The sequence below is a fragment of the Streptomyces sp. RPA4-2 genome, from assembly GCF_012273515.2.
GTDB lineage: Bacteria > Actinomycetota > Actinomycetes > Streptomycetales > Streptomycetaceae > Streptomyces > Streptomyces kaempferi.
The window spans coordinates 1,785,676-1,812,073 of record NZ_CP050975.2 but is presented as its reverse complement, the minus strand read 5'-3'; the positions used below and the strand labels follow the sequence as shown (position 1 = coordinate 1,812,073).

The window sequence follows — 26,398 nt, the reverse complement described above, 5'->3', positions numbered from 1 at the left end:
TTGACCTCCTCGGGTTGCTCTTCGGCCGGTTGTCCGCCGGTCCTCACTCGGCGGCGGGGGCGATCAGGGGAGAGGCGACGGACGTGTCGGACCGGAGCTGGTGCTCGGCGAGCACCCCGGTGCGGTGCCGCTGCACGAACCAGTAGTAGGCGAAGCCGCCGCCGGCGACGACGGCCACGAACAGGACGGCGCCCCAGCGCAGGTACCAGTGGTACGGGGCGGCCGCGTTGTAGACCGCGGAACGCGGCCAGATGAGGTTGACCGTCATGGCCGCGCCCCAGACGACGGCGACGACGTTGACGAGCAGCCCCCAGCGCCCCAGCGAGAACTTGCCGTCACCCGCGGGCTGCCACCTGCCGCGCAGCCGGGCGACCAGCATGGGTCCGGTGACCATGAGGTACGCCAGGTAGATCATGATGATGCCGATGCTGGTGACCACGGTGAAGATCTGCGGCTGGCGGATGTTGACCACCAGGATCGCCAGCGCGAGGACACCGATGATCACCGTCGGCAGCACCGGTGTCCGGAACCGCGCGTTGACCTTGGCCAGCTTCGAGGAGGCGGGCAGGTTGTTGTCGCGGGCCATCGCGAAGGCCAGCCGGACCGCCGCCGTGTGCACGGCCAGCGCGCACACCGTGACCGCGATCAGCACACACCACAGCATCGCCTTGCCGGCCGTGGGGCCGAGCACGTCGAGGACGATGTACTGCAGCCCGTCCGTGGAGAGCTTCTCGCCCTTCAGGCTGGAGACGCTCATCAGCGCGAGGAGCAGGACGAGCCCGCCCAGGACGAAGGAGGCGACGATGGCGCGGATGATGGCGCGCGGCGCGTTCCGCGAGGGGTCGAGGCACTCCTCACCGAGCGACGAGGCCGTGTCGAATCCGTACATCACGTAGGCGGACGCCAGCGAGGCCACCAGGAACGCGCCGAGATAGCCGAACGACTGACCGTCGCCGGTGCCCTGGGTGTCCATCACCACCTGGGGGCCACGCGTGATGTGCACCGCGAACAGGACGATCAGCACGACGGTGGCGATCAGTTCGATGAAGACACCCGCGGTGTTGATGGTGGCCATCAGCTTCACGCCGAAGGCGTTGACCAGGGTGGTGAACAGGATCAGTACGGCCGCCAGCAGCACCGCGTTGGTGGCGACGTCGTACTTGCCCGTGCCGTCGCCCACGAACTGGAAGGTGGAGGAGATCTGCGGAAGGGTCAACTGATAGGCGAGTGCGACGGCCGCGATCGACACGATCGACGCGAGCAGCATCATCCAGCCCGCGAGCCAGCCTATGTGTGGATTGCCCACCTTCTTCGACCAGTTGTAGACGGAACCGGCCACCGGGTAGCGGGCGGCGAGTTCGGCGAAGCAGAGCGCGACCATGAACTGGCCTATGAACACCATCGGCCAGGACCACCAGTAGGCGGGACCGCCGCTGCCGTAGCCGAAGTAGAAGAGCTGGAAGGTGCCGGTGAGGATGGAGATGTAGCTGATGCCCGCGGCGAAGGTATGGAAGTTGCCGAGGGTGCGCTTCAGTTCCGGTTTGTAGCCGAACTCGGAGAGTTCGGCGTCGTCGTTCTGGTCGACGGTCGGTGGACGGGTGGTCATGAGCGGCCTCCTGGATCGGGGAGAGGGGCGCGGCTCGTGCGGGTGGAGTCGGGGGGTGGCGGCGGTCGGGCGGGAAATTCGGGAGGTGGCTCAGGCAACCGTCAAGGGATGACCGGGGATTACCTGTAATCACCGGGGATTACCAGGGATCACCCGGGGATTACGAGGTATCACCCGGCGATCACCGGGTGATCAAGCGAACCAGCCCTGCGGGGACGGATCGGTGTTGCGCCAGATGTGCTTCGCCTCGCGGTACTCGGCGAGGCCGGCCGGTCCGAGCTCGCGCCCGAAACCGGACTGCTTGAAACCACCCCATTCGGCCTGCGGGACATAGGGGTGGTAGTCGTTGATCCAGACCGTGCCGAGCCGCAGCCGCGCCGCCACCCGCTGTGCCTTGGCCTCGCCCGTGGTGAACACGGCGCCCGCCAGGCCGTAGACGGTGTCGTTGGCGAGCCGCACGGCGTCCGCCTCGTCACGGAAGCGTTCCACGGTCAGCACCGGACCGAAGGACTCGTCCTGGACCACGGACATGTCGCCCGTGCACTCGTCGAGCACGGTGGGCAGATAGTAGAACCCCTCGTCGAGCCCCTCGGGACGCCTGCCGCCGCAGCGCAGCACCGCGCCCTCGGCGACGCCCCGCTCGACGTACGCCTCGACCTTGGCGCGATGCGCCGCCGAGACCAGCGGCCCGGTCTGCGCCTGCTCGTCGAACGGTCCACCGAGCCGGATCAGTTCGGCCCGGCGGACGAGCTCGTCGACGAACCGGTCGTGCAGCGGGTCCTCGACCAGCAGCCGGGCCCCCGCCGAACAGACCTGCCCGGAGTGCAGGAAGACCGCGGTCAGCGCCAGGTCGACCGCGGTCTCGAAGTCGGCGTCGGCGAAGACGATGTTGGGGTTCTTGCCGCCGAGCTCCAGGGCGACCTTCTTCACCGTCCCGGCCGCCGCGGCCATCAGCCGCCGCCCGGTGTGCAGGCCGCCGGTGAACGAGACGAGGTCCACGTCCGGGTGGTCGGCGAGCGGCGCGCCCGCCTCGGGTCCCGCGCCCAGCACGAGGTTGGCCGCTCCGGCCGGCAGCCCGGCCTCTTCGAGAAGCCGCATCAGATGGATCGCCGTGTGCGGGGTGAGCTCGCTCGGCTTCAGCACGAAGGTGTTGCCCGCCGCGAGCGCCGGAGCGACCTTCCAGGCTGTCTGCAGCAGCGGATAGTTCCAGGGCGTGATCAGCGCGCAGACCCCGACGGGCTCGTACACGACCCGGCTGTCCACGCTGGCCGTGCCCGTGTCCACGACCCGGCCGGTCTCGGCGGAAGCGGCCCGGCCGAAGTAGCGGAAGCAGTTCGCGATGTCGTCGATGTCGTACTCGCTCTCGACGAGCCGTTTGCCGGTGTCGAGCGATTCGGCGCGGGCGAGCGCGTCCTTGTCCCGTACGAGGAGGTCGGCGACGCGCAGCAGCAGGTCGCCGCGGTCCGCGGCCGGGGTCGAGGGCCAGGGACCCTCGTCGAAGGCACGGCGTGCCGCGGCGATCGCCTCCACCGTGTCCTTGCCGCCCGCCTCGTCGACGACCCCGACCAGGGAGCCGTCGGCGGGGCAGCGGATCTCGCGGGTGCGCTCGTCGAGAGCGCCCCGCCACGTACCGTCGATGAACAGGTCAGGCACTGGGGCCTCCCAATTGCCGGATCAGCCACTCGTGGAAGATCCCGATGTGATGCTCGGTGGGCACCAGGACACCACCCTTCCGGTACGCCCGCGACGCCATCGCCGGCTGCGTACGCTCGCAGGCCTCGAAATCCTGTTCGTTGACCCGGTGGAAGAGCTCGACCGACCTGGACACGTCGGCGCCGGACTCCACGACCTCCGGCGCGTAGAGCCAGTCGCACTCGACGACCGTGCGGTCCTCGGCGAGCGGGAACATGCGGTGCAGGATGACATGGTCCGGGACCAGATTGACGAAGACCGTCGGTTTCACCGTGATCGCGTAGTAGCGGCGGTCCTGGTCGTCCGCCAGGTCCGGCAGCCGGCCGAAGCCCTCGCTGCCGTCGACCGTGAACCCCCGGACGTCCGCACCGAACTCGGCGCCGTGCCCCACGTAGTACTGGGCGGCGTACCCCTCGGCGAACTCCGGGAGCACGTCGGTGAGCTCGGGGTGGATCGTGGCGCAGTGGTAGCACTCCATGAAGTTCTCGACGATCAGTTTCCAGTTCGCCGTCACGTCGTACCTGACGCGCCTGCCGAGCGCCAGCTTCTCGGTGCCGTAGTGCTCGATCGCGGCCGCGTCGCCCAGCCGCTCCACGGCCGCGCCCAGCACCGTCTCCTCGAAGGAGGGCGGCTCGTCGGCCAGGCACACCCAGGCGTAGCCGAGCCACTCGCGCAGCGCCACCCCGATCAGGCCGTACGCGACGCGGTCGATGTCCGGCATCTTCACCAGGTTCGGCGCGGCGACCAGCTTCCCGTCGAGGCCGTAGGTCCAGGCGTGGTACGGGCACTGGAGATTGCGGCGGACCTCGCCCGACTCCTGCGTGCACAGCCGGGCCCCGCGGTGCCGGCAGACGTTCAGGAAGGCCCGCAGTTCACCCGTGCGTGAGCGGGTGATCAGGACGTTCTCCCGGCCGACCTGCACGGTACGGAAGGCACCGGGCCGGGCGAGATCCGCGGAGCGGACGGCACAGAACCACATCGACTCGAACAGGGATTCCTGTTCCTGCCGGAAGATCTCCGGGTCGGTGTAGTAGTGGCCGGGCAGGGTGGCGATCAGGCTGGGGGAGAGGGGGGACCGGGAGACGGGGATCGTCGTCACGTGCGTACTCCTCAGGCGGGCGCGGCGGTGAGGCGGTGGGGGTCGAACAACCCGATCGGGTGATCGGTGGTGCCGGTCAGCGCGAGGTCGGCCAGGATCTCGCCGACGACCGGCACGAACTTGAAGCCGTGCCCGGAGAAACCGCAGGCCACGGTCACGGTCTCCGGATGCGCCGGATGGCGGGCGATGACGAAGTGCTCGTCGGGGGTGTTGGAGTACATGCAGGTGGCGGCCTTGAGGAAGGTGCCGGGCAGGTCGGGGATGCAACGGGACATGTGATCCGCCATGGCCTGGATCTCGTCCTCGTGGACCGTCCGGTCGATGGTCTCCGGGGTGGTCACGACGCCCTTGCGGAAGAAGGCGACCTTGGCGCCCAGCTCCGGCCCGTCGATGGACGGGAAGCCGTACACCTGGACTCCGGCGCCGTCCTCCCAGATGTAGACGGGATGCTCCCCGGGCAGGAACGGCCGGACCCCGCCCTTCGGCTGGAACCAGTACATGACCTGGCGCTCGATGGTGAACGGCACCCCGAGGTCGGTCAGCAGCCGCGGCGCCCAGGCACCCGGGCAGATCACCAGCCGGCCCGCGGTGTACGTGTTCTCGGCGGTGTGGACACGCACCCCGTCCCGGTAGGGCTCCCAGCGCGTCATCGGTTCTTCGAAGTGCAGGTCGGCGCCCTGCCGGGTGGCGAGCTGGAGGTGCGCGGCGACGGTGTTCTCGGGGCGGACGAGCCCGGCCCGTGCCTCGTACAGCGCGACCTCGTCGTCGTCCGGGTTCAGGGTCGGGAAGCGACGGCGGATCTCCGGGGCGTCCAGCATCTCGTGGGGCAGGTCCCACCGCTCGGCGGAGAGCAGCGAACCGGAGACCGTCCGCGAGTCGGGACGGCCGATCATCACACCGCCGCAGAGGGTGGCGATCTCACGGCCCGTCGCCCTCTCCAGCTCCTCGTACAGCTCGTAGGAGCGCAGCAGCAGGGGTACGTACGCCGGGTCCTCGAAGTAGGACTGCCGGGTGATGCGCGAACCGCCGTGGCTGGAGCCGCGGTTGTGGACCGGGCCGAACTTCTCCAGGCCGAGCACGCGGGCGCCGCGGGCCGACAGATGGTGGGCGGCGGCACTGCCCATGCCGCCGAGACCGATCACGATCACGTCGTAGGTGGGGGACACCGGGACCTCCTGGGCGTGTTGGGGCGTGTCCGGGTTTCTCAGCGGCGGATGCGGGTCATCCCCGGGTCGAAGAGCGGCTCGTCGGCGACGGTGGCCGGGATCTTCTCGCCGAAGTACTCGATGTGCACGCCCGTGCCGGCCGGGAGCGCCGGCAGCCAGGCGTAGGCGACACAGCGGCCCAGCGTGTAGCCGTAGGAGGCGCTGGTCACGTACCCCGCGGGGGCGCCGTCGACGTGGACGGGCTCCTTGCCGAGCACGACGGACGCCGGGTCGTCCAGGAGCAGCGCGGTCAGTCTGCGGGCCGGCTCCGCCGCCGCGAGGCCGTGCAGCGCCTCCTGGCCGACGAAACCGTCCTTGTCCATACGGACCGCGAAGCCGACGCCCGCCTCGAACGGGTTGTGCTCGTCGGTCATGTCGGTGCCCCAGGCGCGGTAACCCTTCTCCAGCCGGAGACTGTTGAAGGCCGACCGGCCGGCCGCGACCACACCGTGCGGCTGCCCCGCCTCCCACAGGGTGTCCCAGAGCCTGAGCCCCAGATCGGCGGTGGTGTACAGCTCCCAGCCCAGCTCACCCACGTACGACAGCCGCATCGCCGTCACCGGGACGTGCCCCAGATACGTCTCCTTCGCGCGGAAGTAGCCGAAGCCCTCGTGCGAGAAGTCGTCGCGCGTCAGTGGCTGGACGAGGTCCCTGGCGAGCGGACCCCAGACGCCGACGCAGCAGGTGCCGGAGGTGATGTCCCGGATGTGCACGTCGCGGGGGGCGTGCCGGGTCAGCCAGTCCAGGTCGGCGGGGGAGTTGGCGCCCACCTGGAAGCGGTCGGGGGCGAGACGCGCGACGGTGAGGTCGGAGCGTATGCCGCCCGTCCCGTCGAGGAGCAGGGTGTAGGTGACCGCGCCGGGCTTCTTGCGGAGGTTGTTGCTGGTCATGCGCTGGAGGAAGTCGAGGGCACCGGCGCCGGTGACTTCGAGGCGGCGCAGCGGGGTCATGTCGTACAGCGCGACCCTCTCGCGGGTCGCCCTCGCCTCGGCCGCCGCGATCGGCGACCAGAAGCGCGACGACCAGGCGTCCCGCGCGGGGAGTTCCAGGCCGTCCAGCAGGGGGGCGTTCGTCTCGTACCAGTGCGGGCGCTCCCAGCCGCCGCCCTCCAGGAAGTACGCGCCGAGCTCGCGCTGCCTCGCGTGGAACGGGCTGACGCGCAGCGGGCGGGGGTCCTCCATCGGCTGGAGCGGGTGCAGGACGTCGTACACCTCGACGAACTGCCGCGCACCGCGCTCGCGGACGTACGACGGTGAGCGCTGCGCGTCCTCGAAGCGCGTGAGGTCGCATTCGTGGAGGTCGAGCGAGGCACGACCGTCGACCATCCACTCGGCGACGGCCTTGGCCACCCCCGCGGAGTGGGTGACCCAGACGGCCTCGGCCAGCCAGAAGCCGCGCAGGGCGCGCGATTCGCCGAGCACCGGCATGCCGTCCGGAGTGAAGGAGAAGACGCCGTTGAAGCCCTCCTCGATCTCCGTCCCGCGCAGGGCGGGCAGCAACCGGCGGCAGTCCTCCCAGCTCGGCGCCCAGTCCTCCTCGGTGAAGGGGTACGAGGACGGCATCGCCATGTCGTTCGCGCGCGCCTCGTCGTAGGGCAGGACCCCGAACGGGTCGACGGGCAGCGGCTTGTGGGCGTAGCTGCCGATGCCGATGCGGTCGGTGTGCTCGCGGAAGTAGAGGTCGCGGTCCTGGAAACGGAGGATGGGCCTCGAGGCCTCGGCGGTGGCGTCGGCCAGCTCGGGGAGCCGCTTGGTCTTCGCGTATTGGTGTGCGAGCGGCTGCAGGGGTACGTCGACACCGGCCATGCGTCCGATGACCGGTCCCCAGAATCCGGCCGCCGAGACGACGTGGTCGGCGGGGAAGACGCCGCGGTCGGTGACGACGGCGGTGACCCTGCCCTCCTCCCGTTCGATGCCGACGACCGTATGGCGGTCCAGGAAGCGGGCGCCTCGCGCGGTGGCGCGCGCCAGCTGGGCGCGGGCCGCGAGCAACGCGCGGGCCAGGCCGTCGTCGGGCGTGTGGAAGCCCCCGAGCACCGCCGAACGGTCGATGAGCGGCCACAGTTCCGCGCAGCGCGCCGCGCTGACGATCTCGCCGCGGACGCCCCAGGCGGCGGCGTAACCGGCCCTGCGGTGCAGATCGGCGAGGCGCTCGGGCGTGGTCGCGAGCTCCAGACCGCCGACCGGGTCGAAACAGGGGACACCGTCGACCTGGAGGGAGGTGAACTTCTCCACGGTGTAGCGGGCGAACGCCGTGAGGGTCCTGGACGGGCTGGTCTGGAACACCAGGCCCGGCGCGTGCGAGGTGGAGCCGCCCGGGGCGGGCAGCGGCCCCTGTTCGAGAACGGTGACGTCGGTCCAGCCGCGGGCGGTCAGTTCGTCGGCGAGGGAGCAGCCGACGATGCCGGCGCCGATGACGACCACACGGGGACGGGTTGCGGGTGTGCTGGACATGCCCCTCCTTGCCGGGGTGGGGAGCGAACGCGCTGAGGGTGCGGGCGGGGCGCGCCCTGCTGGAGCGGGCGCGGACCGGGAAGCGGCGTGGATGTGGGAGCGGGCGGGGAGGCGGGAACGGGTGGGATGTGGGAGCAGTCGGGGGTGGGACCGAGCGGGACCTACGAAGCGAGGGCGTCGGACCGTTCGGCGGTCGCGGCGGTCACAGGACCACCACCGAGCGCAGCACCTCACGCCGCCGCATCTTCGCGAACGCCTCCTCCACCTGGTCGAGTGCGATGGTCTCGGAGACGAACGCGTTGAGGTCCAGCAGTCCGTACAGGTACTGGTCGATGAGGTACGGGAAGTCCCGGCTGGGCAGACAGTCCCCGTACCAGGACGACTTCAGCGCGCCGCCGCGCGAGAACAGGTCGATCAGCGGAAGGTCGATCTTCATCTCGGGATCGGGGACGCCGACCTGGACGAGCACACCGGCGTGGTCGCGCATGTAGAAAGCCTGTCTGTACGTCTCCGGGCGGCCCACCGCGTCGATGGCGATGTCGACCCCGAAGCCCCCGGTGAGGGCCCGCACGGCCTCGACCGGGTCCGTGCCGCGCGAGTTCACCGTGTGGGTCGCGCCGAACTTCTCCGCCTGGTCGAGCTTCTTGTCGTCGATGTCCACGGCGATCACCTTCATGGCGCCGTTGAGACAGGCGCCGGCGATCGCGGCGTTGCCGACACCGCCGCATCCGATGACGGCGACGGTGTCGCCGCGGCCCACGTTGCCGGTGTTGACCGCGGCGCCGTATCCGGCCATCACACCGCAGCCGATCAGGCCCGCGGCCTCCGGGCGGGCGGCCGGGTCGATCTTCACCGCCTGCCCGGCCGCCACCAGGGTCTTCTCGGCGAACGCACCGATGCCGAGGGCGTTGCTGAGCGCGGTGCCGTCGAGGAGCGTCATGGGTTGGGTGGCGTTGCGGGAGTCGAAGCAGTACCAGGGGCGGCCACGGCGACAGGAGCGACAGGTCCCGCAGGGTGCCCGCCAGGCGAGGACGACGTAGTCGCCGGGGACGAGGTCGGTGACGCCCTCCCCGACCGCCTCGATCGTGCCGGCCGCCTCATGGCCGAGGAGGAAGGGGAAGTCGTCGGTGATCGCGCCCTCCCGGTAGTGCAAGTCCGTGTGGCAGACCCCGCAGGCCTGGACGTCGACGAGCACCTCGCCGGGGCCCGGGTCGGGGACGACGACGGTCCGCACCTCCACCGGTGCGCCCTTCTTGACAGCGACTACGGCACGGACCTCGTGTGGCACGACAAGCTCCTCTGCTGTTGCGCATTGCACTATGGGTTGCGCGATGAGGAACATCTTGAGAACGCCGTCAGCGAGCCGTCAAGGGGTGGGAGTTAACCCTTGGCAAAAGGAACGGGGTGCCCGAAACCTGACGGACACACAAGGCGGCGGGGCCCGGGATCGTCCCGGGCCCCGCGTCGTGGTGAGGCGACGAATCGGCTCGATTCCGCCGCGGCGCGCACCCCGTGGGGGCGCGTGCGGGCCTCGTCCGGGTGAGGAAAGGCGGGTGAGGAAAGGCAGTTGAGGGGGCGTCGGAACCGGCCCTTGCCGCCGTCGCCGCAGCCGGTGACCCCGTCTTCGCGGCGGTCCCGCCGGCGTCCGCGGCGGCTCTCAGAAGCCGTACCCCATCCGCCGTGACAACTCGGCCCCCGCAGCCACCGTCCGCTTGGACAGCTCCGGGAGGCGGTCGGCGTTCAGCCGGTAGACCGGCCCCGACACGCTGATCGCCGCGATCACCTTGCCGTCGTGCGCGCGGACCGGCGCGGCCACGGCGGCAAGGCCGAGTTCCAGCTCCTCGACGGTGATGCCGTAGCCCTGCTCGATCACGGCATCCAGCTCCGCGCGCAGGGTGGAGGGGCCCGTGACCGTCCGCTCCGTGAAGCGCGGCAGCGGCCTCGCGAGCAGGCCTTCGCGCAGCGTGGGCGGCATGTGCGCGAACAGCACCTTGCCACTGGAGGTGGCGTGCAGCGGGGTGCGTCTGCCGAGCCAGTTCTGCGCGGTGACCGAGGCGGTGCCGCGGGCCTGCATGATGTTGACCGCCGCGTCGTCGTCGAGGACCGCGATGTTGACCGTCTCGCCCAGCTCGTCGGCGAGTTCGCGGCAGACCGGGACGCCCTCCTGGGAGATGTCCAGGCGCACCGCCGCCGCTCCCGCCAGGCGCAGTACGGCGGCCCCCAGGTAGTACTTCCCGCGGTCCTTGGCCTGGGCCACCAGACCGCGGTTCTCCAGGACGCCGAGGAGGCGGAAGGCGGTGGACTTGTGCACGTCCAGCTCCTCGGCGATCTCGGTGACCCCGGCCTCGCCGAGCCGGGCGAGGATCTCCAGCACGCTCACGGCGCGGTCCACCGACTGGACGGCACTGCCCGCGCCCCTGCCGTTCCGCTTCTCGGGAAAGCCCTCGGAGTGCTCAGCCTGCTTCTGCGTGCGGGTCATAGCTCAACTCTCACCACCTGGCAGCCCTGTTTGGGCCGCATCTGCGGGAAGCCCTTGACGTGACGGGACCCCCGCACGGATTCTGTTGCGCATAGCGCTCCCTCGTGCGCCATGCGAAACATCATGTTACCGAAGCGTCCGGAACCGGAAAGGTGTCCGGACCACCTGGACCAGGAGGTCCCGGACGGAGAGTCCCGGACCGAGAGGGGGGCCCATGATTCCCGTCTGCCGCCTTGCCGACCTCCCCGCGGGCGCGTCCGTCCGTGTCGACATCACCCCGCCCATCGCCGTGTTCAACGCCGACGGCGAGCTCTACGCCGTCGACGACACCTGCACCCACCAGGACGCCTCCCTCTCGGAGGGCTGGCTGGAGGGCTGTCTGGTCGAGTGCCCCTTGCACGCCGCCTCCTTCGATCTCCGTACGGGGCAGCCGACATGTCTTCCGGCGCGGCGCCCCGTCCGCACGCACCGCGTCACCGTGGACGACGGAATCATCCATGTGCACCTGGCCGTGGAGGAGGGCACCGCCGCATGAGGACCGTGACCGTCGTCGGTGCCTCGCTCTCCGGTCTGTACGCCGCCCGGGAACTACGGTCCCAGGGCTTCGACGGCCGCCTGGTGATCGTCGGCGACGAGATCCATGAGCCGTACGACCGCCCGCCCCTGTCCAAGGACTTCCTCACCGGCCGCGCCGACGAGTCCCGACTCGCCCTGACCGACGCCGAGGAGAGAGCCGGACTCGACGCCGAGTGGCTGCTCGGCGTACGCGCCCGTGGCCTCGACACCCGTGACCGCACCGTCCTCCTCGACGACGGCCGTACCGTCTCCACGGACGGCGTGGTCATCGCCACCGGTGCCTCGGCCCGGAGGCTTCCGGGTGACGGCCTCACCGGTGTGCACACCCTGCGCACCCTCGACGACGCCCGTGCCCTGCGCGCGGAACTCGTCCACGGACCGCGCCGCGTCGTCGTCATCGGCGGCGGCTTCATCGGCGCCGAGACCGCTTCCTCCTGTGCCGGACTCGGTCACGACGTCACCGTCGTCGAGGCCGCCCCACTGCCTCTCGTCCTCCCCCTCGGCCCCGAAATGGCCGCCGTGTGCGCCGCGTTGCACCGACGTGGCGGCGTCGAGCTGGTGACCGGCACCGGGGTCGCCGCGCTGCGGGGCAGCGGGGCCGGCGCGAGCCGGGATCGCGACGCGAGGGGTCCGGAGCGCGCCCACGGGCCTGCGGGTCCCGCTGTCACCGGAGTGGAGCTCTCCGACGGCCGGATCCTGCCCGCCGACGTCGTGATCGTCGGTATCGGCGCCACCCCCAACACCGGCTGGCTGGCCGGTTCGACACTCGCCCTGCACGACGGCGTCCTGTGCGACGACGGATGTGTCACCGGGCTGCCCCAGGTGGTCGCCGTCGGCGACGTCGCCCGCGTCGGTGGCACCCGGGCCGAGCACTGGACCTCCGCCACGGAACAACCCCGCGTCGCGGTGGGCAACCTGCTCGCCGGCCGCACCATCGGGACCGTACGCGCCGTGCCCTACTTCTGGTCCGATCAGTACGGCGCGCGCATCCAGTTCGCGGGACGTCGCCAGAAGGCGGACACCGTCCGGATCGCCGAGGGCACCATCGAGGACGGCGCACCGGGAGAGGGCGGCCTCCTCGCCCTGTACGAGCGAGATGGCCGCACCACCGCCGTGCTCTCCGTCGACCGCCCGCGCCCGTTCATGAAGGCGAGGCGTCAACTCGCCTCCAGCCAGGGCCCGGTGGAACAAGACGAAGCCGCCGTCGCGAACCTCTGACGCCGCCTCTGAGGGCGACCCGATGAGCGCGAGGCGCGAGGCGGCCCGACGTGCTGGGCCCGGACGGCTTCCCGAACGCGGCTCCGGGAGGGTGAACCCCCGGAGCCCGGCGTCGGGACAGTCGGCCTCGAAGCACCGCACTGAGAGGCGTCGACGACGCTGATCTCGGGGCGTCGCCCTCAGAAATGGTCGACGATGCCGACCTCAGGCCTTCGGCCTCACGGGTGCGACAACCGCCCGGCGCCGCCCCGCCGTTGTATCCGCTCCTGCGCCCGCTCCGTCGTGCGCGCCTGGCGTCGCGCCCGACGGCGCTCCCGCCGCAGGGCCCGGGCGGTGCTGCTCGGCTCCGACACCACCCCGTTGCGCTGATTCCACACCTGCCGTGTGACCCAGACGTCGAGGACGGCCCAGGTCGCCACGACCGTGCTGGCCACGCTGCTCAGGACCATGGGGAAGGCCAGCCAGGACGCCGCCATCGTGGCCAGGAAGGCGGTCACCGCCTGGATCAGTGTCACGGAGATGATGAGGACCGCCCGCACGGCCGACGTCCGCACCGGGTCGGGCAACCGCCGACGCCGCGCCGGCTCCTCGATCCACAACGGCCGGTAGTACGCCTGCTCTTCGTGCGCGGCGACGCCCCGGCCGACCGCACCGCCCCGGCTCGCCGCCCCCTGCGCACCGGCGGCCACTCCCGTCCCCTCCACATGCCGGTGCCCGTCGGACGCACCGCCCGGCCTGCCCGCGTGCTCGTGCTCACGGGATGCCGCGGCAGAGCCGCTCCGTCGTACGTATCGACTCCCCACGCTGGTGCGGGCGCCTCCGTCCCGGGCGGCGGCCTGCCGCCCGATCACGGGGTCCTGCTCCTGATGCGAGGCGCCCCGCCCGCCCGACCGCTCGCGCTCGGCCGTGACAGCTCTCTGTCCGCCCACTTCGCCGGGTCCGCCCGCCGCGGCGTGCCGCCCGTCCCCTCGATCGCGCCCGTCCACCGGGCTGTCGCGATCCGATGCCTGTGCGGTTCCGCGCTCCGCCACCGGTGCCGCAACACCGCTCCCGGACGCCCCGTGCCGCTCCGCCGTGCCCATCAACTCGTCACTCCCCACCGCCCAGCAGACCTCTCGCACGGGTGCCGTACGGCACCTGCTCCCCAGTGGCTGCCCGGCTTGCGCTGCTTTACGCCGCCTGGACGCGTCATGCGACCCCTGTGGCCGATTCCGCCCCCATATCCCACACAGAAAGACGAACGGAGTGCCCCGAAGATTCCCGACCAGCGAAAAAATCCGGCCAACTGACCAAGTCCGCCGGTCCGATGCGATTCGCTCACGCGTGCCGGAATCAGGGAGGCAATCTCCCCCAATGGACGGACAACTGCCCATCCCCGGTTCCCGGAAGCGCGTAGGTTCCGCGACCTTCGCGCCGGGCGGCCGCCCGGACAGCCCTTCGAGTTACCTGTGAGTCAGTAGTAGGCTCACGCCGTTTGTTGACGCACAGGTGTGCCCCCGGGCCGGAGGGGGCCGAGCTGGGGGAGGCCATGCGCTTTCGCGGGAAGTCCATCCGCCGGAAGATCGTGGCGCTGCTCCTCGTGCCACTCCTCTCCCTGACGGGTATCTGGGCCTTCGCGACGGTCATCACCGGGCGCGAGGCGAACCAGTTGTTCCACGTGTCCGACGTCGTCGAGAAGATCGGCTACCCCACCGAGGACGCCGTCGGCGTCCTCCAGCAGGAGCGCCGCCAGACCCTCGTCTATCTCGCCGATCCCCGCGCGTCCGACGCGCTCGCGGCGCTGCGGCACAGCCGGAGCGCCACCGACCGGGCCGTGGCGAAGGTCCGCGGGAACGCCAAGAGTGACGGCATGGCCGAGGAGATGGGCGCGGGCACCGCGGAGCGCCTCACCATCATGCTGGACGCCCTCGACGGCATCGACTCGCTGCGCCGCAGCGTCGAGGAGGGCACCGTCGACCGGGCCCAGGCCCTCGACCTCTACAACCGTCTCGTCGACCCCTGCTACACCCTGGTCTCCAACCTCCATCTCGTCGACAACGTCGAGATGGACAAGCAGGGCCGCGCCCTCGTCAACATCGACATCGCGCGCGAGCTGCTCTCCCGCGAGGACGCCCTCCTCGGCTCCGCGCTGGTCGCGGGCCGCGTCACCGGTGACGACATCCGTGACATCTCCGATCTCGTGGCCCAGCGCACGCTGCTCTACGACGTCAGTCTGCCGCTGCTGCCCGACTCGGAGAGCGAGCGCTACGAGAGCTACTGGAAGAACGCCGACACGGCGCCCCTGCGTGTCGCCGAGCAAGCCGTCGTCACCTCCCCGGCCGGTTCGCCCCACGGCGTCACCGCGAAGAGCTGGGACCGGGCCGCCGGCCATGTGCTCGACGAACTCGGCGACCTCGACAACAGGGCGACCGACCGCTACCACGACCGGATCCGGCCCGTGGCCACGGGAGTCGTCGTCAAGGCGGCCATCGCGGGCGTCCTCGGGCTCGTCGCCGTGCTGGTCTCGCTCATCATGTCCGTCCGCATCGGCCGGAGCCTCATCCGCGACCTGGGCCGACTGCGTCTGGAGGCCCACGAGGCCTCCGGCGTCCGGCTGCCCAGCGTGATGCGCCGGCTCTCGGCGGGTGAACAGGTCGACGTCGAGACCGAAGCACCGCGCCTGGAGTACGACAGGAACGAGATCGGCGAGGTCGGCCAGGCCCTCAACACCCTCCAGCGCGCCGCTGTCGAGGCCGCGGTCAAGCAGTCCGAACTCCGCGACGGTGTCTCCGAGGTCTTCGTCAACCTCGCCCGCCGCAGCCAGGTCCTGCTCCACAAACAGCTCACCCTCCTCGACACCATGGAACGCAGGACCGAGGACACCGACGAACTCGCCGACCTGTTCCGCCTGGACCACCTGACCACGCGTATGCGCCGGCACGCCGAGGGGCTCGTCATCCTCTCCGGCGCCGCCCCCTCCCGGCAGTGGCGCAAGCCCGTTCAGCTCATGGACATCGTCCGCGCTGCCGTCGCCGAGGTGGAGGACTACGAGCGCATCGAGGTGCGCCGGCTGCCCCGCGTCGCCGTCACCGGGCCGGCGGTGGCCGACATCACCCACCTCGTGGCCGAACTCCTCGAGAACGCCACGGTGTTCTCGCCCCCGCACACCGCCGTGCAGGTCATCGGCGAACGCGTCGCCAACGGCTTCACCCTGGAGATCCACGACCGCGGCCTCGGCATGGCGGCCGAAGCACTCCTCGACGCCAATCTGCGGCTCGCCGAAACCCCCGAGTTCGAGCTCTCCGACACCGACCGGCTCGGTCTTTTCGTCGTCAGCAGGCTCGCCCAGCGGCAGAACGTACGCGTCTCCCTCCAGCCCTCCCCGTATGGCGGCACGACCGCCATCGTCTTCCTCTCCGACGCGCTGCTCACGGACGACGTCCCGGACACCAACGGCATCGGCTTCCGCCTCGACCGCACACTGCCCTCGAAGGAGGGCAAGGTCGAGGCGGACCGCAAGGCGGCGCTGTCCGAGGTCCCGGTGCGCCTCCCCGGTCTGCCCGCCTCGATCCTGGACGGCCCGGTCGAACTGGAGGCCCCGGTGGAGCTGGACGCCCTCGGCGGATTCCCGGACGCCCTCGACGAGGACACCGAGCAGGATGGTCTGTTCGGTCCGCGCCGCTCCATCGCCGGCGGACCGGTCGAGCACCACCAGCCGGGCCGTGAGGGGCAGGACGAGACGGCCCGCGCCGGTGACGACGGTCCGGGCGCCCCGGTGCCGCTGCCGCGGCGCAGGTCCCCCAAACTCGTCAGCTCGCACGGTCGTCCCGTGACCCGGACACGGCCCCGGCGCGGCGAGACGGACGAGCGCACCGCCGAGGCTCCGGAGCCGGCCAAGGGCCTGGAGCCGGTGGAACTGCTCGGTGTCGCCGGCCTGGCCGAGCGCGAGAGCGCGAAGCCGTCGGCCGTCCGGCGCGCCGAACGCACCGACACCTCCGCGCGTCGCAACGGCGAACGCGCCCAGGGCGCGACCCCCCGCTCCGGCGTTCCGGGCCCCCGGTCCGAGACGCCCGGCCCCAACCAGGCGGCCTCCGCGCTGCCGAGACGCACCCGTCGCACGTCCCCGCCGGGTACGACCGGGACCGGCCCGAGCCCCGACACCACGGCCGAAGGGGCGGAACCGGGTACGAGCCCCCTGCCCCGCCGCGTCCGGCAGGCCCATCTGGCCCCGCAGTTGAAGGACGGCCCCGAGCGGCGCGGGGAGCGCGAGGGGGCCGGCGCGGTCCGCGGGCCGGATCCCGCCGAACGTGACGCCGAAGAGGTTCGCAACCGGATGGCCTCGCTCCAGCGCGGCTGGCGGCGCGGCCGCGAGGAGAACGCCGTGGGCGACCAGGCCCAGGACGGCACAGCACCAGGAACCACAGAGGGGGACGGCCGATGACCGCGCCGAAGACAACAGGGCCCACCGAGACCGGCACGGCGTCGGGAGAGCTGAACTGGCTCCTCGACGATCTGGTGGACCGCGTCGCCAGTATCCGCAAGGCGATCGTGCTCTCCGGCGACGGCCTGCCCACCGGGGCGTCCAAGGACCTGACCCGGGAGGACAGCGAGCACCTGGCCGCCGTCGCCTCCGGCTTCCACAGCCTGGCCAAGGGGGTCGGACGACACTTCGAGGCGGGCGGCGTCCGGCAGACCGTCGTCGAACTCGAGAACGCCTTCCTCTTCGTCACGGCCGCCGGTGACGGCAGCTGCCTCGCCGTGTTCTCGGACGCCGACTCCGACGTCGGGCAGGTCGCCTACGAAATGACACTCCTGGTGAAGCGGGTCGGCGCACATCTGGCCGCCGCTCCGCGCACCGATCTGCCCTCCGGCGGGTAGTGGGATGGCATGAGCGGAGACGGTCAGGGAACAAGCCACTGGTTCGACGACGACGCCGGACCGGTGGTCCGGCCCTATGCCATGACGCGCGGCCGCACCACCAGCCCGGCCCAGCATCGCCTCGACCTGATCGCCGTGGTCGTCGCCGAACCGCACGCGGACGACCCCGAAGCGGACCACAGCCTGTCCCCGGAACACGTGGACATCGTGGAACTCTGCCGCGACACGCCCCAGTCGGTCGCCGAACTCGCCGCCGAGCTCGACCTGCCCATCGGAGTGGTACGGGTCCTGATCGGTGACCTCGTGCACGAGGAAATGGTCCATGTGACACGTCCCGTACCCCCGGCCGAGCTGCCGGACGAGAGTATTCTGCGCGACGTGATCAACGGCCTCCGAGCGCTCTGAGCTGGGCGGAAGCGGGGAACAAAAGTGACTGGCTGGCAGTTCTGGGTCGACCGGGGCGGCACTTTCACCGACATCGTCGCGCGACGCCCGGACGGCCGTCTGCTCACGCACAAACTGCTGTCCGACAATCCCGCCCGGTACACCGACGCGGCGGTAGCGGGCGTACGCCAACTCCTTGGCGACGACGGCCGGGATCCCCAGGACACGCCCGTCGACGCCGTCCGCATGGGCACCACCGTCGCCACCAACGCCCTCCTGGAACGCAAGGGAGAACGCACCCTTCTCGTCATCACCCGCGGCTTCCGGGACGCCCTGCGCATCGCCTACCAGAACCGCCCCCGCATCTTCGCCCGCGCCATCGAACTGCCCGAGCTGCTGTACGAGCGCGTGGTCGAGGTCGACGAGCGGATCGCCGCCGACGGCACCGTCCTGCGCGCCCCCGACCTCGACGCCCTCGCCGTGCCCCTCCAGGAGGCGTACGACTCCGGCATCCGCGCCGTCGCCGTCGTCTGCATGCACAGTCACCTCCACCCCACCCACGAACAGGCCGTCGGCGAACTCGCGGCCACGGTCGGATTCCCGCAGATCTCGCTCTCCAGCGAGGTCAGCCCGTTGATGAGGCTGGTCCCGCGGGGCGACACGGCGGTCGTGGACGCGTACCTGTCGCCGGTGCTGCGCCGCTACGTCCAGCATGTCGCCGACGAACTCCGCGGCGTGCGGCTGATGTTCATGCAGTCCAACGGAGGACTCACCGAAGCCGGCCAGTTCCGCGGCAAGGACGCCGTCCTGTCCGGGCCCGCGGGCGGCATCGTCGGCATGGCCCGGATGTCGCAGCTCGCCGGCTTCGACCGCGTCATCGGCTTCGACATGGGCGGCACCTCCACGGACGTCTCGCACTTCGCGGGCGAGTACGAACGCGTCTTCACCACGCGGATCGCCGGGGTCCGGCTGCGCGCGCCCATGCTGGACATCCACACCGTCGCCGCCGGGGGCGGCTCGGTGCTTCACTTCGACGGCTCCCGCTACCGCGTGGGACCCGACTCGGCCGGCGCCACTCCAGGACCCGCCTCCTACCGCGGTGGCGGCCCGCTCACGGTCACCGACGCCAATGTGGTGCTCGGCCGCATCCAGCCCGCGTACTTCCCCCAGGTGTTCGGCCCCGACGGCGACCAGGCCCTCGACGACACCCTCGTCCGCGGCCGGTTCGCCGCTCTCGCGCGCGAGATCCGCGAGAAGACCGGCGACGACCGCACCCCGGAGCAGGTGGCCGAGGGATACCTGCAGATCGCCGTGGCCAACATCGCCAACGCCGTCAAGCGGATCTCGGTCCAGAAGGGCCACGACGTCACCCGGTACGCACTCACCACCTTCGGCGGCGCGGGCGGTCAGCACGCGTGCATGGTGGCCGACTCGCTCGGCATCCGCACGGTCCTCGTGCCGCCCATGGCCGGTGTCCTCTCCGCCCTCGGCATCGGGCTGGCCGACACCACGGCCATGCGCGAGCAGTCCGTGGAGGCACCCCTGGAGCTCTCCTCGATGCCCGGCGTGCTCAAGACCGCCGACGACCTGGAGGGCGCGGCGCGTGCCGAACTCCTCGCCGAGGACGTGCCGGGGCACCGCATCCGCGTCACCCGCCGCGCCCAACTCCGCTACGACGGCACGGACACGGCGCTCACCGTCGAGCTGACGCGGCCCGACGCCATGACCCGGGCCTTCGAAGAACTCCATCGCGCCACCTACTCCTTCACCCTCGATCGTCCGGTCGTCGTGGAAGCCCTGTCCGTGGAAGCCACCGGTCTCACCGAACCCCCCGATCTCTCCGCCCTCGTCACCCCCTCGTCCGCCCCCGGTGCGCCGGGAGACGGTCAGCCTCCACACCGGGGGTGCCCGTCGCGACGTGCCCCTGCACCGCCGCGAGCAACTGCCCCCCGGGCAGACCGTCACCGGACCCGCGATCATCACGGAGTCCAGCGCGACGACCGTCGTCGACGACGGCTGGCGGGCCGCGGCGACCGACGACGGGCATCTGCTCATGGAACGCGTGGCGGTCACGCAGAGTTCCGATCTCGGCACGGAAGCGGACCCGGTCCTCCTGGAGGTCTTCAACAACCTCTTCATGTCCATCGCCGAGCAGATGGGCGCCCGCCTGGAGTCCACCGCCCAGTCGGTCAACATCAAGGAGCGCCTGGACTTCTCCTGCGCCCTCTTCGACCCCGACGGCAGCCTGGTGGCCAACGCACCCCACATCCCGGTGCACTTGGGCTCCATGGGCACCAGCGTGCAGGAGGTCGTCCGGCGGCGCGGCGACAGCATGCGGCCCGGCGACACGTACGCGGTCAACGACCCGTACCACGGTGGTACCCACCTGCCGGACGTCACCGTGATCACCCCGGTGTTCGACACGGAGGGTGACCGGATCCTCTTCTACGTCGCCTCACGCGGCCACCACGCCGAGATCGGCGGCATCGCGCCGGGTTCCATGCCCGCGGACAGCCGCACCATCGACGAGGAAGGCGTCCTGTTCGACAACTGGCTGCTCGCCGAGAACGGCCGGTTCCGCGAGCCGGAGACACGGGCCCTGCTCACCGAGGCGCCCTACCCCTCGCGCGATCCGGAGACCAACCTCGCCGACCTGCGCGCCCAGATCGCCGCCAACCAGAAGGGCGTGGACGAAGTCGCCCGCATGATCGAGGACTTCGGGTTCGACGTCGTACAGGCCTATATGCGCCATGTGCAGGACAATGCCGAGGAAGCCGTGCGACGCGTCATCGACGCCCTGGAGGACGGCGAGTTCGCCTACGAGACCGACTCGGGGGCCGTCATCCGGGTCAGCGTGCGGGTGGACCGCCGCGAGCGCTCCGCGACCATCGACTTCACGGGTACGTCCGCGCAGCTCACCACCAACTTCAACGCGCCCCTCTCCGTGGTCGACGCCGCGGTCCTGTACGTCTTCCGCACCCTGGTCGACGACGACATCCCGCTCAACGAAGGCTGCCTGCGTCCTTTGGACATCGTGGTGCCGCCCGGCTCGATGCTCGCCCCGGAGCCCCCGGCCGCCGTGGTCGCCGGCAACGTGGAGACGTCCCAGGCGATCACCGGAGCGCTGTACGGAGCCCTGGGTGTACAGGCCGAGGGCTCCGGCACGATGAACAACGTCACGTTCGGCAATGAGCGCTGCCAGTACTACGAGACCGTGGCCTCCGGATCGGGCGCCGGGGACGGCTTCCCCGGCGCGTCCGTCGTGCAGACCCACATGACCAACTCGCGGCTCACCGACCCCGAGGTGCTGGAATGGCGGCTGCCGGTCCGGCTCGACGAGTTCGCGGTCCGGCACGGCAGCGGAGGCCGGGGACGCTGGAACGGCGGGGACGGCGCCGTGCGCCGGATCCGTTTCCTCGAGCCGATGACCGTCTCCACGCTCTCCCAGCACCGCCGGATGCCGCCCTACGGCATGGCGGGCGGCGGGCCGGGGGCACTCGGGGCGGGCCGGGTGGAGCGCGCCGACGGCACGGTCACCGAACTTGGCGGAAGTGCTACGACGGATGTCGGCCCCGGCGACGTACTCGTCATCGAAACCCCCGGCGGCGGAGGCTACGGCCCACCGCCGCACGACCCCCCAGCAAGCAGGAGTAGAGACCAATGATCTTCGGGCGTACTGAGCGCGGCAAGCCTCCGGTCGAGCCCGTCACGCTCAAGATCCTGGTGGCCGGCGGCTTCGGCGTGGGCAAGACGACCCTGGTCGGCGCGGTCAGTGAGATCAAGCCGCTCCGCACCGAGGAGGTGCTCACCGAGGCGGGCCGGCCCGTGGACGACACCAGCGGTGTGGAGGGCAAGAACACCACCACCGTCGCCATGGACTTCGGCCGCATCACCCTCCGCGAGGACCTGGTGCTGTACCTCTTCGGGACGCCCGGACAGGACCGCTTCTGGTTCCTGTGGGACGAACTGGCCACCGGTTCGCTCGGTGCGATCGTGCTCGCCGACACCCGGCGGCTGGAGGACTGCTTCGCCGCCGTCGACTACTTCGAGCGGCGCTCCATTCCGTTCGTGATGGGGGTCAACTGCTTCGAAGGAGTGGCCCGCCACCCGGTCGAGGAGGTGCGTCAGGCCCTGGACCTCGACGAGGACGTGCCGCTCGTCCTGTGCGACGCACGGGACCGGGAGTCGGCCAAGGAGGTCCTCATCGAGGTCGTCCAGCACGCGCTGGCGACCACCGCCGCCCGGCGCGAACCCGTCGCGACCTGACCCGGGCCCCTGGGCGGCGCGGTGGATACGGCCCGTACCCCCGCCGACCGGGGTACGGGCCGCAGCTCCGCACGCGCGCGTACGCCTCACGCGGGCCACGCGCGCGTGGACCTCGTTCTCAGCCGACGTCGTCCGTGTGCCAGCCGAAGCTCTTCTCCACAGCCTTGCGCCAGTTGTGGTACTCGCGGTCGCGTACGGAGGCCTCCATGGCCGGTGTCCACTCGACGTCCTTCTGCCAGTGCGACTTCAGCTCGTCGAGGTCGTTCCACACGCCGGTGGCGAGCCCGGCCGCGTAGGCCGCTCCCAGGCACGTCGTCTCGGAGACCTTCGGGCGGATCACCGGCACGCCGAGGACATCCGCCTGGTGCTGCATCAGCAGATTGTTCTTGGTCATGCCGCCGTCCACCTTCAAGGTGGTGATCTGCACGCCGGAGTCCTGGAACATGGCGTCCACGACCTCCCGGGTCTGCCAGCTCGTCGCCTCCAGGACCGCGCGGGCGAGGTGCGCCTTGGTGACGTACCGGGTGAGGCCGGTGACGACACCGCGGGCGTCGGAGCGCCAGTACGGGGCGAACAGGCCGGAGAACGCGGGCACGATGTAGGCGCCGCCGTTGTCCTCGACGCTCGCCGCCAACGGCTCGATCTCGTCGGCGCTGCGGATGATGCCGAGCTGGTCGCGGAACCACTGCACCAGGGCGCCGGTGATCGCGATCGACCCCTCGAGGCAGTAGACGGGCGCCTCACCGCCGATCTTGTAGCCCATGGTGGTGAGCAGCCCGTTCTTCGAGGGGACGGGCCGGTTGCCGGTGTTGAGCAGCAGGAAACTGCCCGTGCCGTACGTGTTCTTGGCCGTCCCCACGTCGTAGCAGGCCTGCCCGAAGATCGCCGCCTGCTGGTCGCCGAGCGCCGACGCGACGGGGACGCCCGCGAGCTGGCCCACGGCGGTGCCGTACACCTCGGCGGAGGACCTGATCTCGGGCAGCACCGCTTCGGGGACGTTCATCGCGGAGAGGATGGACGGGTCCCACTGGAGGGTCTCCAGGTTCATCAGCATGGTGCGCCCGGCGTTGGTGACGTCCGTGACGTGCCGTCCGCCGTCCGTGCCGCCCGTCAGGTTCCAGATCAGCCAGGAGTCGATGGTGCCGAAGGCGATCTCGCCGCGTTCGGCACGCGCGCGCAGGCCCGGCACGTTGTCCAGCAGCCAGGCCGCCTTGGGCCCGGAGAAGTAGCTGGCCAGCGGCAGGCCGGTCTGGTCGCGGAAGCGGTCCTGGCCGTCCGTCCCGCCCAGTTCGTGGCAGAGCGCGGAGGTCCGGGTGTCCTGCCAGACGATCGCGTTGTGCACGGGTTTGCCGGTGGCGCGGTCCCACAGGACCGTCGTCTCGCGCTGGTTGGTGATGCCGAGCGCGCTCAGCTGGTCGGCGCGCAGACCGGCCTTGGCGATCGCGCCGGCCACCACCGCCTGCACCTTGGACCAGATCTCGGTGGCGTCGTGTTCCACCCACCCCGGCTTGGGGAAGATCTGGCGGTGCTCGCGCTGGTCGACGGCGACGATCGCGCCGCCCCGGTCGAAGATGATGCAGCGGCTCGATGTGGTGCCCTGGTCGATTGCGGCGACGTACTTCTCGGCGTTGTCCGTCATGACGTCCCCTTCGTCAGAAGGCTGCGTTGTAGATCGCGGCCCCGATGGCGGCACCCGCGATCGGGCCGACCACCGGGATCCAGGAGTAGCTCCACTGCGAGGTGCCCTTGTTGGGAATCGGCAGCAGTGCGTGGATGAGGCGTGGTCCCAGGTCGCGTGCCGGGTTGATGGCGTACCCGGTGGGGCCGCCCAGCGAGAGGCCGATACCGACGACCAGGAACGCGATGAGCTGCACCGGTAGTCCCGCGTCGCCGATCCCCGCCACGTGCTTCTGCCCGCCGACCATGGCCAGAATGGGCAGCATCAGGCCGGCGGTGGCGATGGTCTCGGTGATGAGGTTCTGCACCGGGTTGTCGATCTCGGGCCGGGTCGAGAAGATGCCCAGCGTCTCGATGGCGTTGTCCTCGTCCGCGTTGAGGTTGAACTGGCCGAGGTAGAGCAGCCAGCAGAGAGTGGCGCCGATCGCGGCGCCGGCGAACTGCCCCAGGACGTAGAAGGGCACGTCCTCCCACTTGGTCGTGCCCTCGATGGCGAAACCGATGGTCACGGCCGGGTTGAGCTGTCCTCCGGACAGCGGTGCGGCGGTGTACGCGCCGGCGAGCACGCCGAATCCCCATCCGAAGGCGATGACGACCCAGCCGGCGCCCTGCGCCTTGGACTTGTCGAGTGTGACAGCGGCGCAGACGCCCGCGCCGAACAGAATCAGAATCGCAGTGCCGATCAACTCGCCGACGAATATGTCGCCGTTGCTCATGGCGGCTCCTAGGCCTCGCCCGGAGCGGACCGCCCCGGGCCACCGTGCAGGGTGCGTTTCCCATGGCCACTTCAGCCGAGGGCAGGGAGGTCCCGCGCCCCGCCCGGCGTCCGTGACGAGCGTGCCGTCGCAGCGGAATCGCCCGTGGGGGACGGCCTTTGGAACAGGTCGGGAACCCGAGCGGCGCGGTGCCTGGAGACGCCCGAATGCGGCGATGCCGACTGACACCCGGAAGTGTTCACCGGTGCCCAGGGGGCGTCAAGGTCGGTGACGGGAACGGTTGAGGGCCGTGAACGAGCCAAGATCGACACACGGCACGGGCCTCCCGGCCCCCTCGTTCGGGGGCGACCGCCCCCTGAGCACCGCCCGTCGCAGGGCTCCCGTGTCTCCCCGCGGCACGCGGCTCCGGTGTCCCCGCCCGTCCACTCGGTTCCGGTGCACCCACGCTCCATGCGGCTCCCGTGTCCCCGCAAGTCACCCGGTACCCCGCCGCCGCACCCACCTACGGGAATCGACAGATACCCGCCCCATGCCGCTCAGCCCGCCTGAGCCTGCGCCTGTGCCGCGCCCGAGCCGCGGCGGACCTCATGGCCCGGTAGACCCGCACGCCCCAGCACCCAGCTCGCCCCGCTCAGTGACTTCGCCGCCTGCTTCAGCGGTGCCAGACAGGCCGCCGCCTGTCGGTGGTCGCTCACGCTTCCCGGCGCGCAGAGGATCGTGGCCAGCGACAGCGTGACGGGCCGGCCGCCCGCCGACCAGGGCGCGTCGAGCACGGAACTGGCCAGTGGGTCGAGCGTGTCCGGGTCCGCCAGGACCAGGAAGTCGTCGCCACCGATGTGCCCCACCCGGGTCGCCTCGGACGCCGCGAGCTGCAGAGCCCGCCCGACCGCGCGGATCAGTTCGTCGCCCGCCGCGAATCCCGCTCCGTCGTTGACCTGCTTGAAATGGTCGACATCGAGCCAGCTGAGCGCGAACACGCGGCCGTGCGCGATCCGCCGGTCCACCTCCGTGGTGATCACGTCCGAACCGGGCAGCCGTGTCAGCGGGTTGAGCCCCGCCGCCTCCTCGACCCGGCTCTCGGAGAGCGCTCGTACGAGATCGGCCAGGCGTACGACTCCCACGCACCGCCCGTAGCGGTCGACGACCGCCACGTCGTCGGACGTACGGTCCCGTTCCCCGTCCGCCACCACGTCGAGGACCTCCCACGCGGTGGCGTCCACGCCGACCGTGCGTGGCGGATCACCGAGCTTGGCGGCCGGGCGGTCGGCGTACAGCGCGTGCCCGTAGGGACCCGACATGGACAGCAGGAATCGTGACCGGTGCACCGAGCGGACCGGGATCCCCGCGGAGTCCACGAGCAGCACCCCGGACACGTCGGGCGACCCGGTGAGCAGCGCGCGTACCCGCCCCGCGGAGGCCGTCGCGGGCAACAGTGCGGCGGGCCGCACGAACTGCAGCACCGAAGGCCCGGACGGGGGCGTCGGGGCGACGCCGGGGGAGAGGGCCGGAACGTATACGTCCGCCGCGGGCAGCCGGGCGGGCGGCGCGAACAGGTCGCCCTGCGCCAGTTGAGCGCCCGCCGACACCGCGGCCGCGCACTGCAGCTCCGTCTCGACGCCCTCCACGGACAACAACGCGCCCAACTGTTCGCACAGCGTCCGCATCGCCCGCACGGCCGCGGGGCGCGCCAGCAGTGACACGTCGAGCTTCACCAGCTCGGGTGCGAGATCCGTGAGCAGGCGCAGCGGTACGTCGCCGTCACCCACGCCGTCAGCGCAGATCCGAAAGCCGTCGCCGCGCAGCGTGGCGACCGCCTCCAGCAGGGCGTGCTGCGGCACATGCGTGTACGGAGGACCGATGTCGACCGTGACCTCCCACGGCAGCCGCCCGGCCGCGCGGACCGCCTCGCGCAGCGCCGCGAGTCCGCCGAGATCGGCCAGGGTCCCGGCGAACACGTTGACGTGCAGCGGCAGAGCGGTTCCTTTGCGGGCCGCCGACTGGATCGCCACCGCGGCCAGCCGGCCGTCGAGTTCGGGATCGCGACGGGCCTGCGCGAGGATGTCTCCGGCCTCCGGACGGGCGAGTATCTCCAGCGCCGCGACCCCTCCGGTCGTCAGGTTGACGACCGGCTGGAAGGCGAAGCGGACAGTATCCGTCCAGGAGGGCACGG

The 26,398-nt window shown here is 71.1% G+C and carries 17 protein-coding genes and 1 pseudogene; 7 read left to right on the top strand and 11 right to left on the bottom strand.

Translation table 11 applies throughout. The features are described from left to right. Window positions 1–43: 43 nt before the first annotated feature. The 7 genes from HEP85_RS07560 to HEP85_RS07530 form a co-directional block, all read right to left on the bottom strand. Entirely contained in the window at window positions 44–1,606 is a 1,563-nt protein-coding gene (locus tag HEP85_RS07560) for an APC family permease (RefSeq protein ID WP_168527109.1), read from the bottom strand. Window positions 1,607–1,798: 192 nt separating this feature from the next. Continuing rightward, the gene (locus HEP85_RS07555; protein WP_168527108.1) at window positions 1,799–3,259 is read right to left on the bottom strand and encodes an aldehyde dehydrogenase family protein; all 1,461 of its coding nucleotides are present in this window, start codon (window positions 3,257–3,259) and stop codon (window positions 1,799–1,801) included. Beyond that, on the bottom strand, window positions 3,252–4,397 hold the full coding sequence (locus tag HEP85_RS07550) for an aromatic ring-hydroxylating dioxygenase subunit alpha (RefSeq protein WP_168527107.1): 1,146 nt from the start codon (window positions 4,395–4,397) through the stop codon (window positions 3,252–3,254). The genes HEP85_RS07555 and HEP85_RS07550 overlap by 8 nt, the downstream gene beginning before the upstream one ends. Window positions 4,398–4,408: 11 nt before the next feature. Beyond that, a complete protein-coding gene (gene solA / locus HEP85_RS07545) occupies window positions 4,409–5,563 on the bottom strand; it encodes an N-methyl-L-tryptophan oxidase (protein WP_168527106.1) in 1,155 nt (384 codons plus the stop codon). Between the two features lie 38 nt (window positions 5,564–5,601). Next, window positions 5,602–8,055, bottom strand: coding sequence for an FAD-dependent oxidoreductase (locus HEP85_RS07540; protein ID WP_168527105.1), 2,454 nt, complete (start codon window positions 8,053–8,055; stop codon window positions 5,602–5,604). A 202-nt stretch (window positions 8,056–8,257) separates the two neighbouring features. Further along, window positions 8,258–9,343, bottom strand: coding sequence for an S-(hydroxymethyl)mycothiol dehydrogenase (locus HEP85_RS07535; RefSeq protein ID WP_168527104.1), 1,086 nt, complete (start codon window positions 9,341–9,343; stop codon window positions 8,258–8,260). Between the two features lie 369 nt (window positions 9,344–9,712). Continuing rightward, window positions 9,713–10,534 carry an IclR family transcriptional regulator gene (locus HEP85_RS07530; protein WP_248001867.1) on the bottom strand — a complete coding sequence of 274 codons (822 nt, stop codon included), beginning with the start codon at window positions 10,532–10,534 and terminating at the stop codon, window positions 9,713–9,715. Window positions 10,535–10,748: 214 nt separating this feature from the next. Between HEP85_RS07530 and HEP85_RS07525 the strand changes: the two genes are divergently transcribed. Next, on the top strand, window positions 10,749–11,069 hold the full coding sequence (locus tag HEP85_RS07525; protein WP_168527103.1) for a bifunctional 3-phenylpropionate/cinnamic acid dioxygenase ferredoxin subunit: 321 nt from the start codon (window positions 10,749–10,751) through the stop codon (window positions 11,067–11,069). Next, the gene (locus HEP85_RS07520) at window positions 11,066–12,328 is read left to right on the top strand and encodes an NAD(P)/FAD-dependent oxidoreductase (protein WP_211117866.1); all 1,263 of its coding nucleotides are present in this window, start codon (window positions 11,066–11,068) and stop codon (window positions 12,326–12,328) included. The genes HEP85_RS07525 and HEP85_RS07520 overlap by 4 nt, the downstream gene beginning before the upstream one ends. A gap of 218 nt (window positions 12,329–12,546) precedes the next feature. On the opposite strand, the gene HEP85_RS07515 is transcribed toward HEP85_RS07520, so the two are convergent. Further along, window positions 12,547–13,179, bottom strand: a complete 633-nt coding sequence (locus tag HEP85_RS07515) for a hypothetical protein (protein ID WP_348772385.1) — start codon at window positions 13,177–13,179, stop codon at window positions 12,547–12,549. Between the two features lie 677 nt (window positions 13,180–13,856). Between HEP85_RS07515 and HEP85_RS07510 the strand changes: the two genes are divergently transcribed. The 5 genes and pseudogenes from HEP85_RS07510 to HEP85_RS07490 all read left to right on the top strand — a co-directional run bounded on the left by HEP85_RS07510 (window position 13,857) and on the right by HEP85_RS07490 (window position 21,835). Continuing rightward, the gene (locus HEP85_RS07510; protein WP_369657636.1) at window positions 13,857–16,748 is read left to right on the top strand and encodes a nitrate- and nitrite sensing domain-containing protein; all 2,892 of its coding nucleotides are present in this window, start codon (window positions 13,857–13,859) and stop codon (window positions 16,746–16,748) included. After that, a complete protein-coding gene (locus tag HEP85_RS07505) occupies window positions 16,745–17,185 on the top strand; it encodes a roadblock/LC7 domain-containing protein (RefSeq protein WP_153291761.1) in 441 nt (146 codons plus the stop codon). The genes HEP85_RS07510 and HEP85_RS07505 overlap by 4 nt, the downstream gene beginning before the upstream one ends. Before the next feature lie 9 nt (window positions 17,186–17,194). After that, on the top strand, window positions 17,195–17,590 hold the full coding sequence (locus tag HEP85_RS07500) for a DUF742 domain-containing protein (protein ID WP_168527102.1): 396 nt from the start codon (window positions 17,195–17,197) through the stop codon (window positions 17,588–17,590). A 24-nt stretch (window positions 17,591–17,614) separates the two neighbouring features. Continuing rightward, window positions 17,615–21,249, top strand: a pseudogene (locus HEP85_RS07495) (hydantoinase B/oxoprolinase family protein). Continuing rightward, window positions 21,230–21,835 (top strand): ATP/GTP-binding protein, encoded by a 606-nt coding sequence (locus tag HEP85_RS07490; protein WP_168527101.1) that lies wholly within the window; start codon window positions 21,230–21,232, stop codon window positions 21,833–21,835. The pseudogene HEP85_RS07495 and the gene HEP85_RS07490 overlap by 20 nt, the downstream one beginning before the upstream one ends. Window positions 21,836–21,953: 118 nt before the next feature. Here HEP85_RS07490 and glpK read toward each other — a convergent pair whose 3' ends face one another. The 3 genes from glpK to HEP85_RS07475 form a co-directional block, all read right to left on the bottom strand. Continuing rightward, the gene (glpK, locus tag HEP85_RS07485; protein WP_168527100.1) at window positions 21,954–23,474 is read right to left on the bottom strand and encodes a glycerol kinase GlpK; all 1,521 of its coding nucleotides are present in this window, start codon (window positions 23,472–23,474) and stop codon (window positions 21,954–21,956) included. A gap of 13 nt (window positions 23,475–23,487) precedes the next feature. Beyond that, window positions 23,488–24,228 carry an MIP/aquaporin family protein gene (locus HEP85_RS07480; RefSeq protein WP_168527099.1) on the bottom strand — a complete coding sequence of 247 codons (741 nt, stop codon included), beginning with the start codon at window positions 24,226–24,228 and terminating at the stop codon, window positions 23,488–23,490. Between the two features lie 536 nt (window positions 24,229–24,764). Next, window positions 24,765–26,396, bottom strand: coding sequence for a GGDEF domain-containing protein (locus tag HEP85_RS07475; protein ID WP_168527098.1), 1,632 nt, complete (start codon window positions 26,394–26,396; stop codon window positions 24,765–24,767). Window positions 26,397–26,398 lie beyond the last annotated feature (2 nt).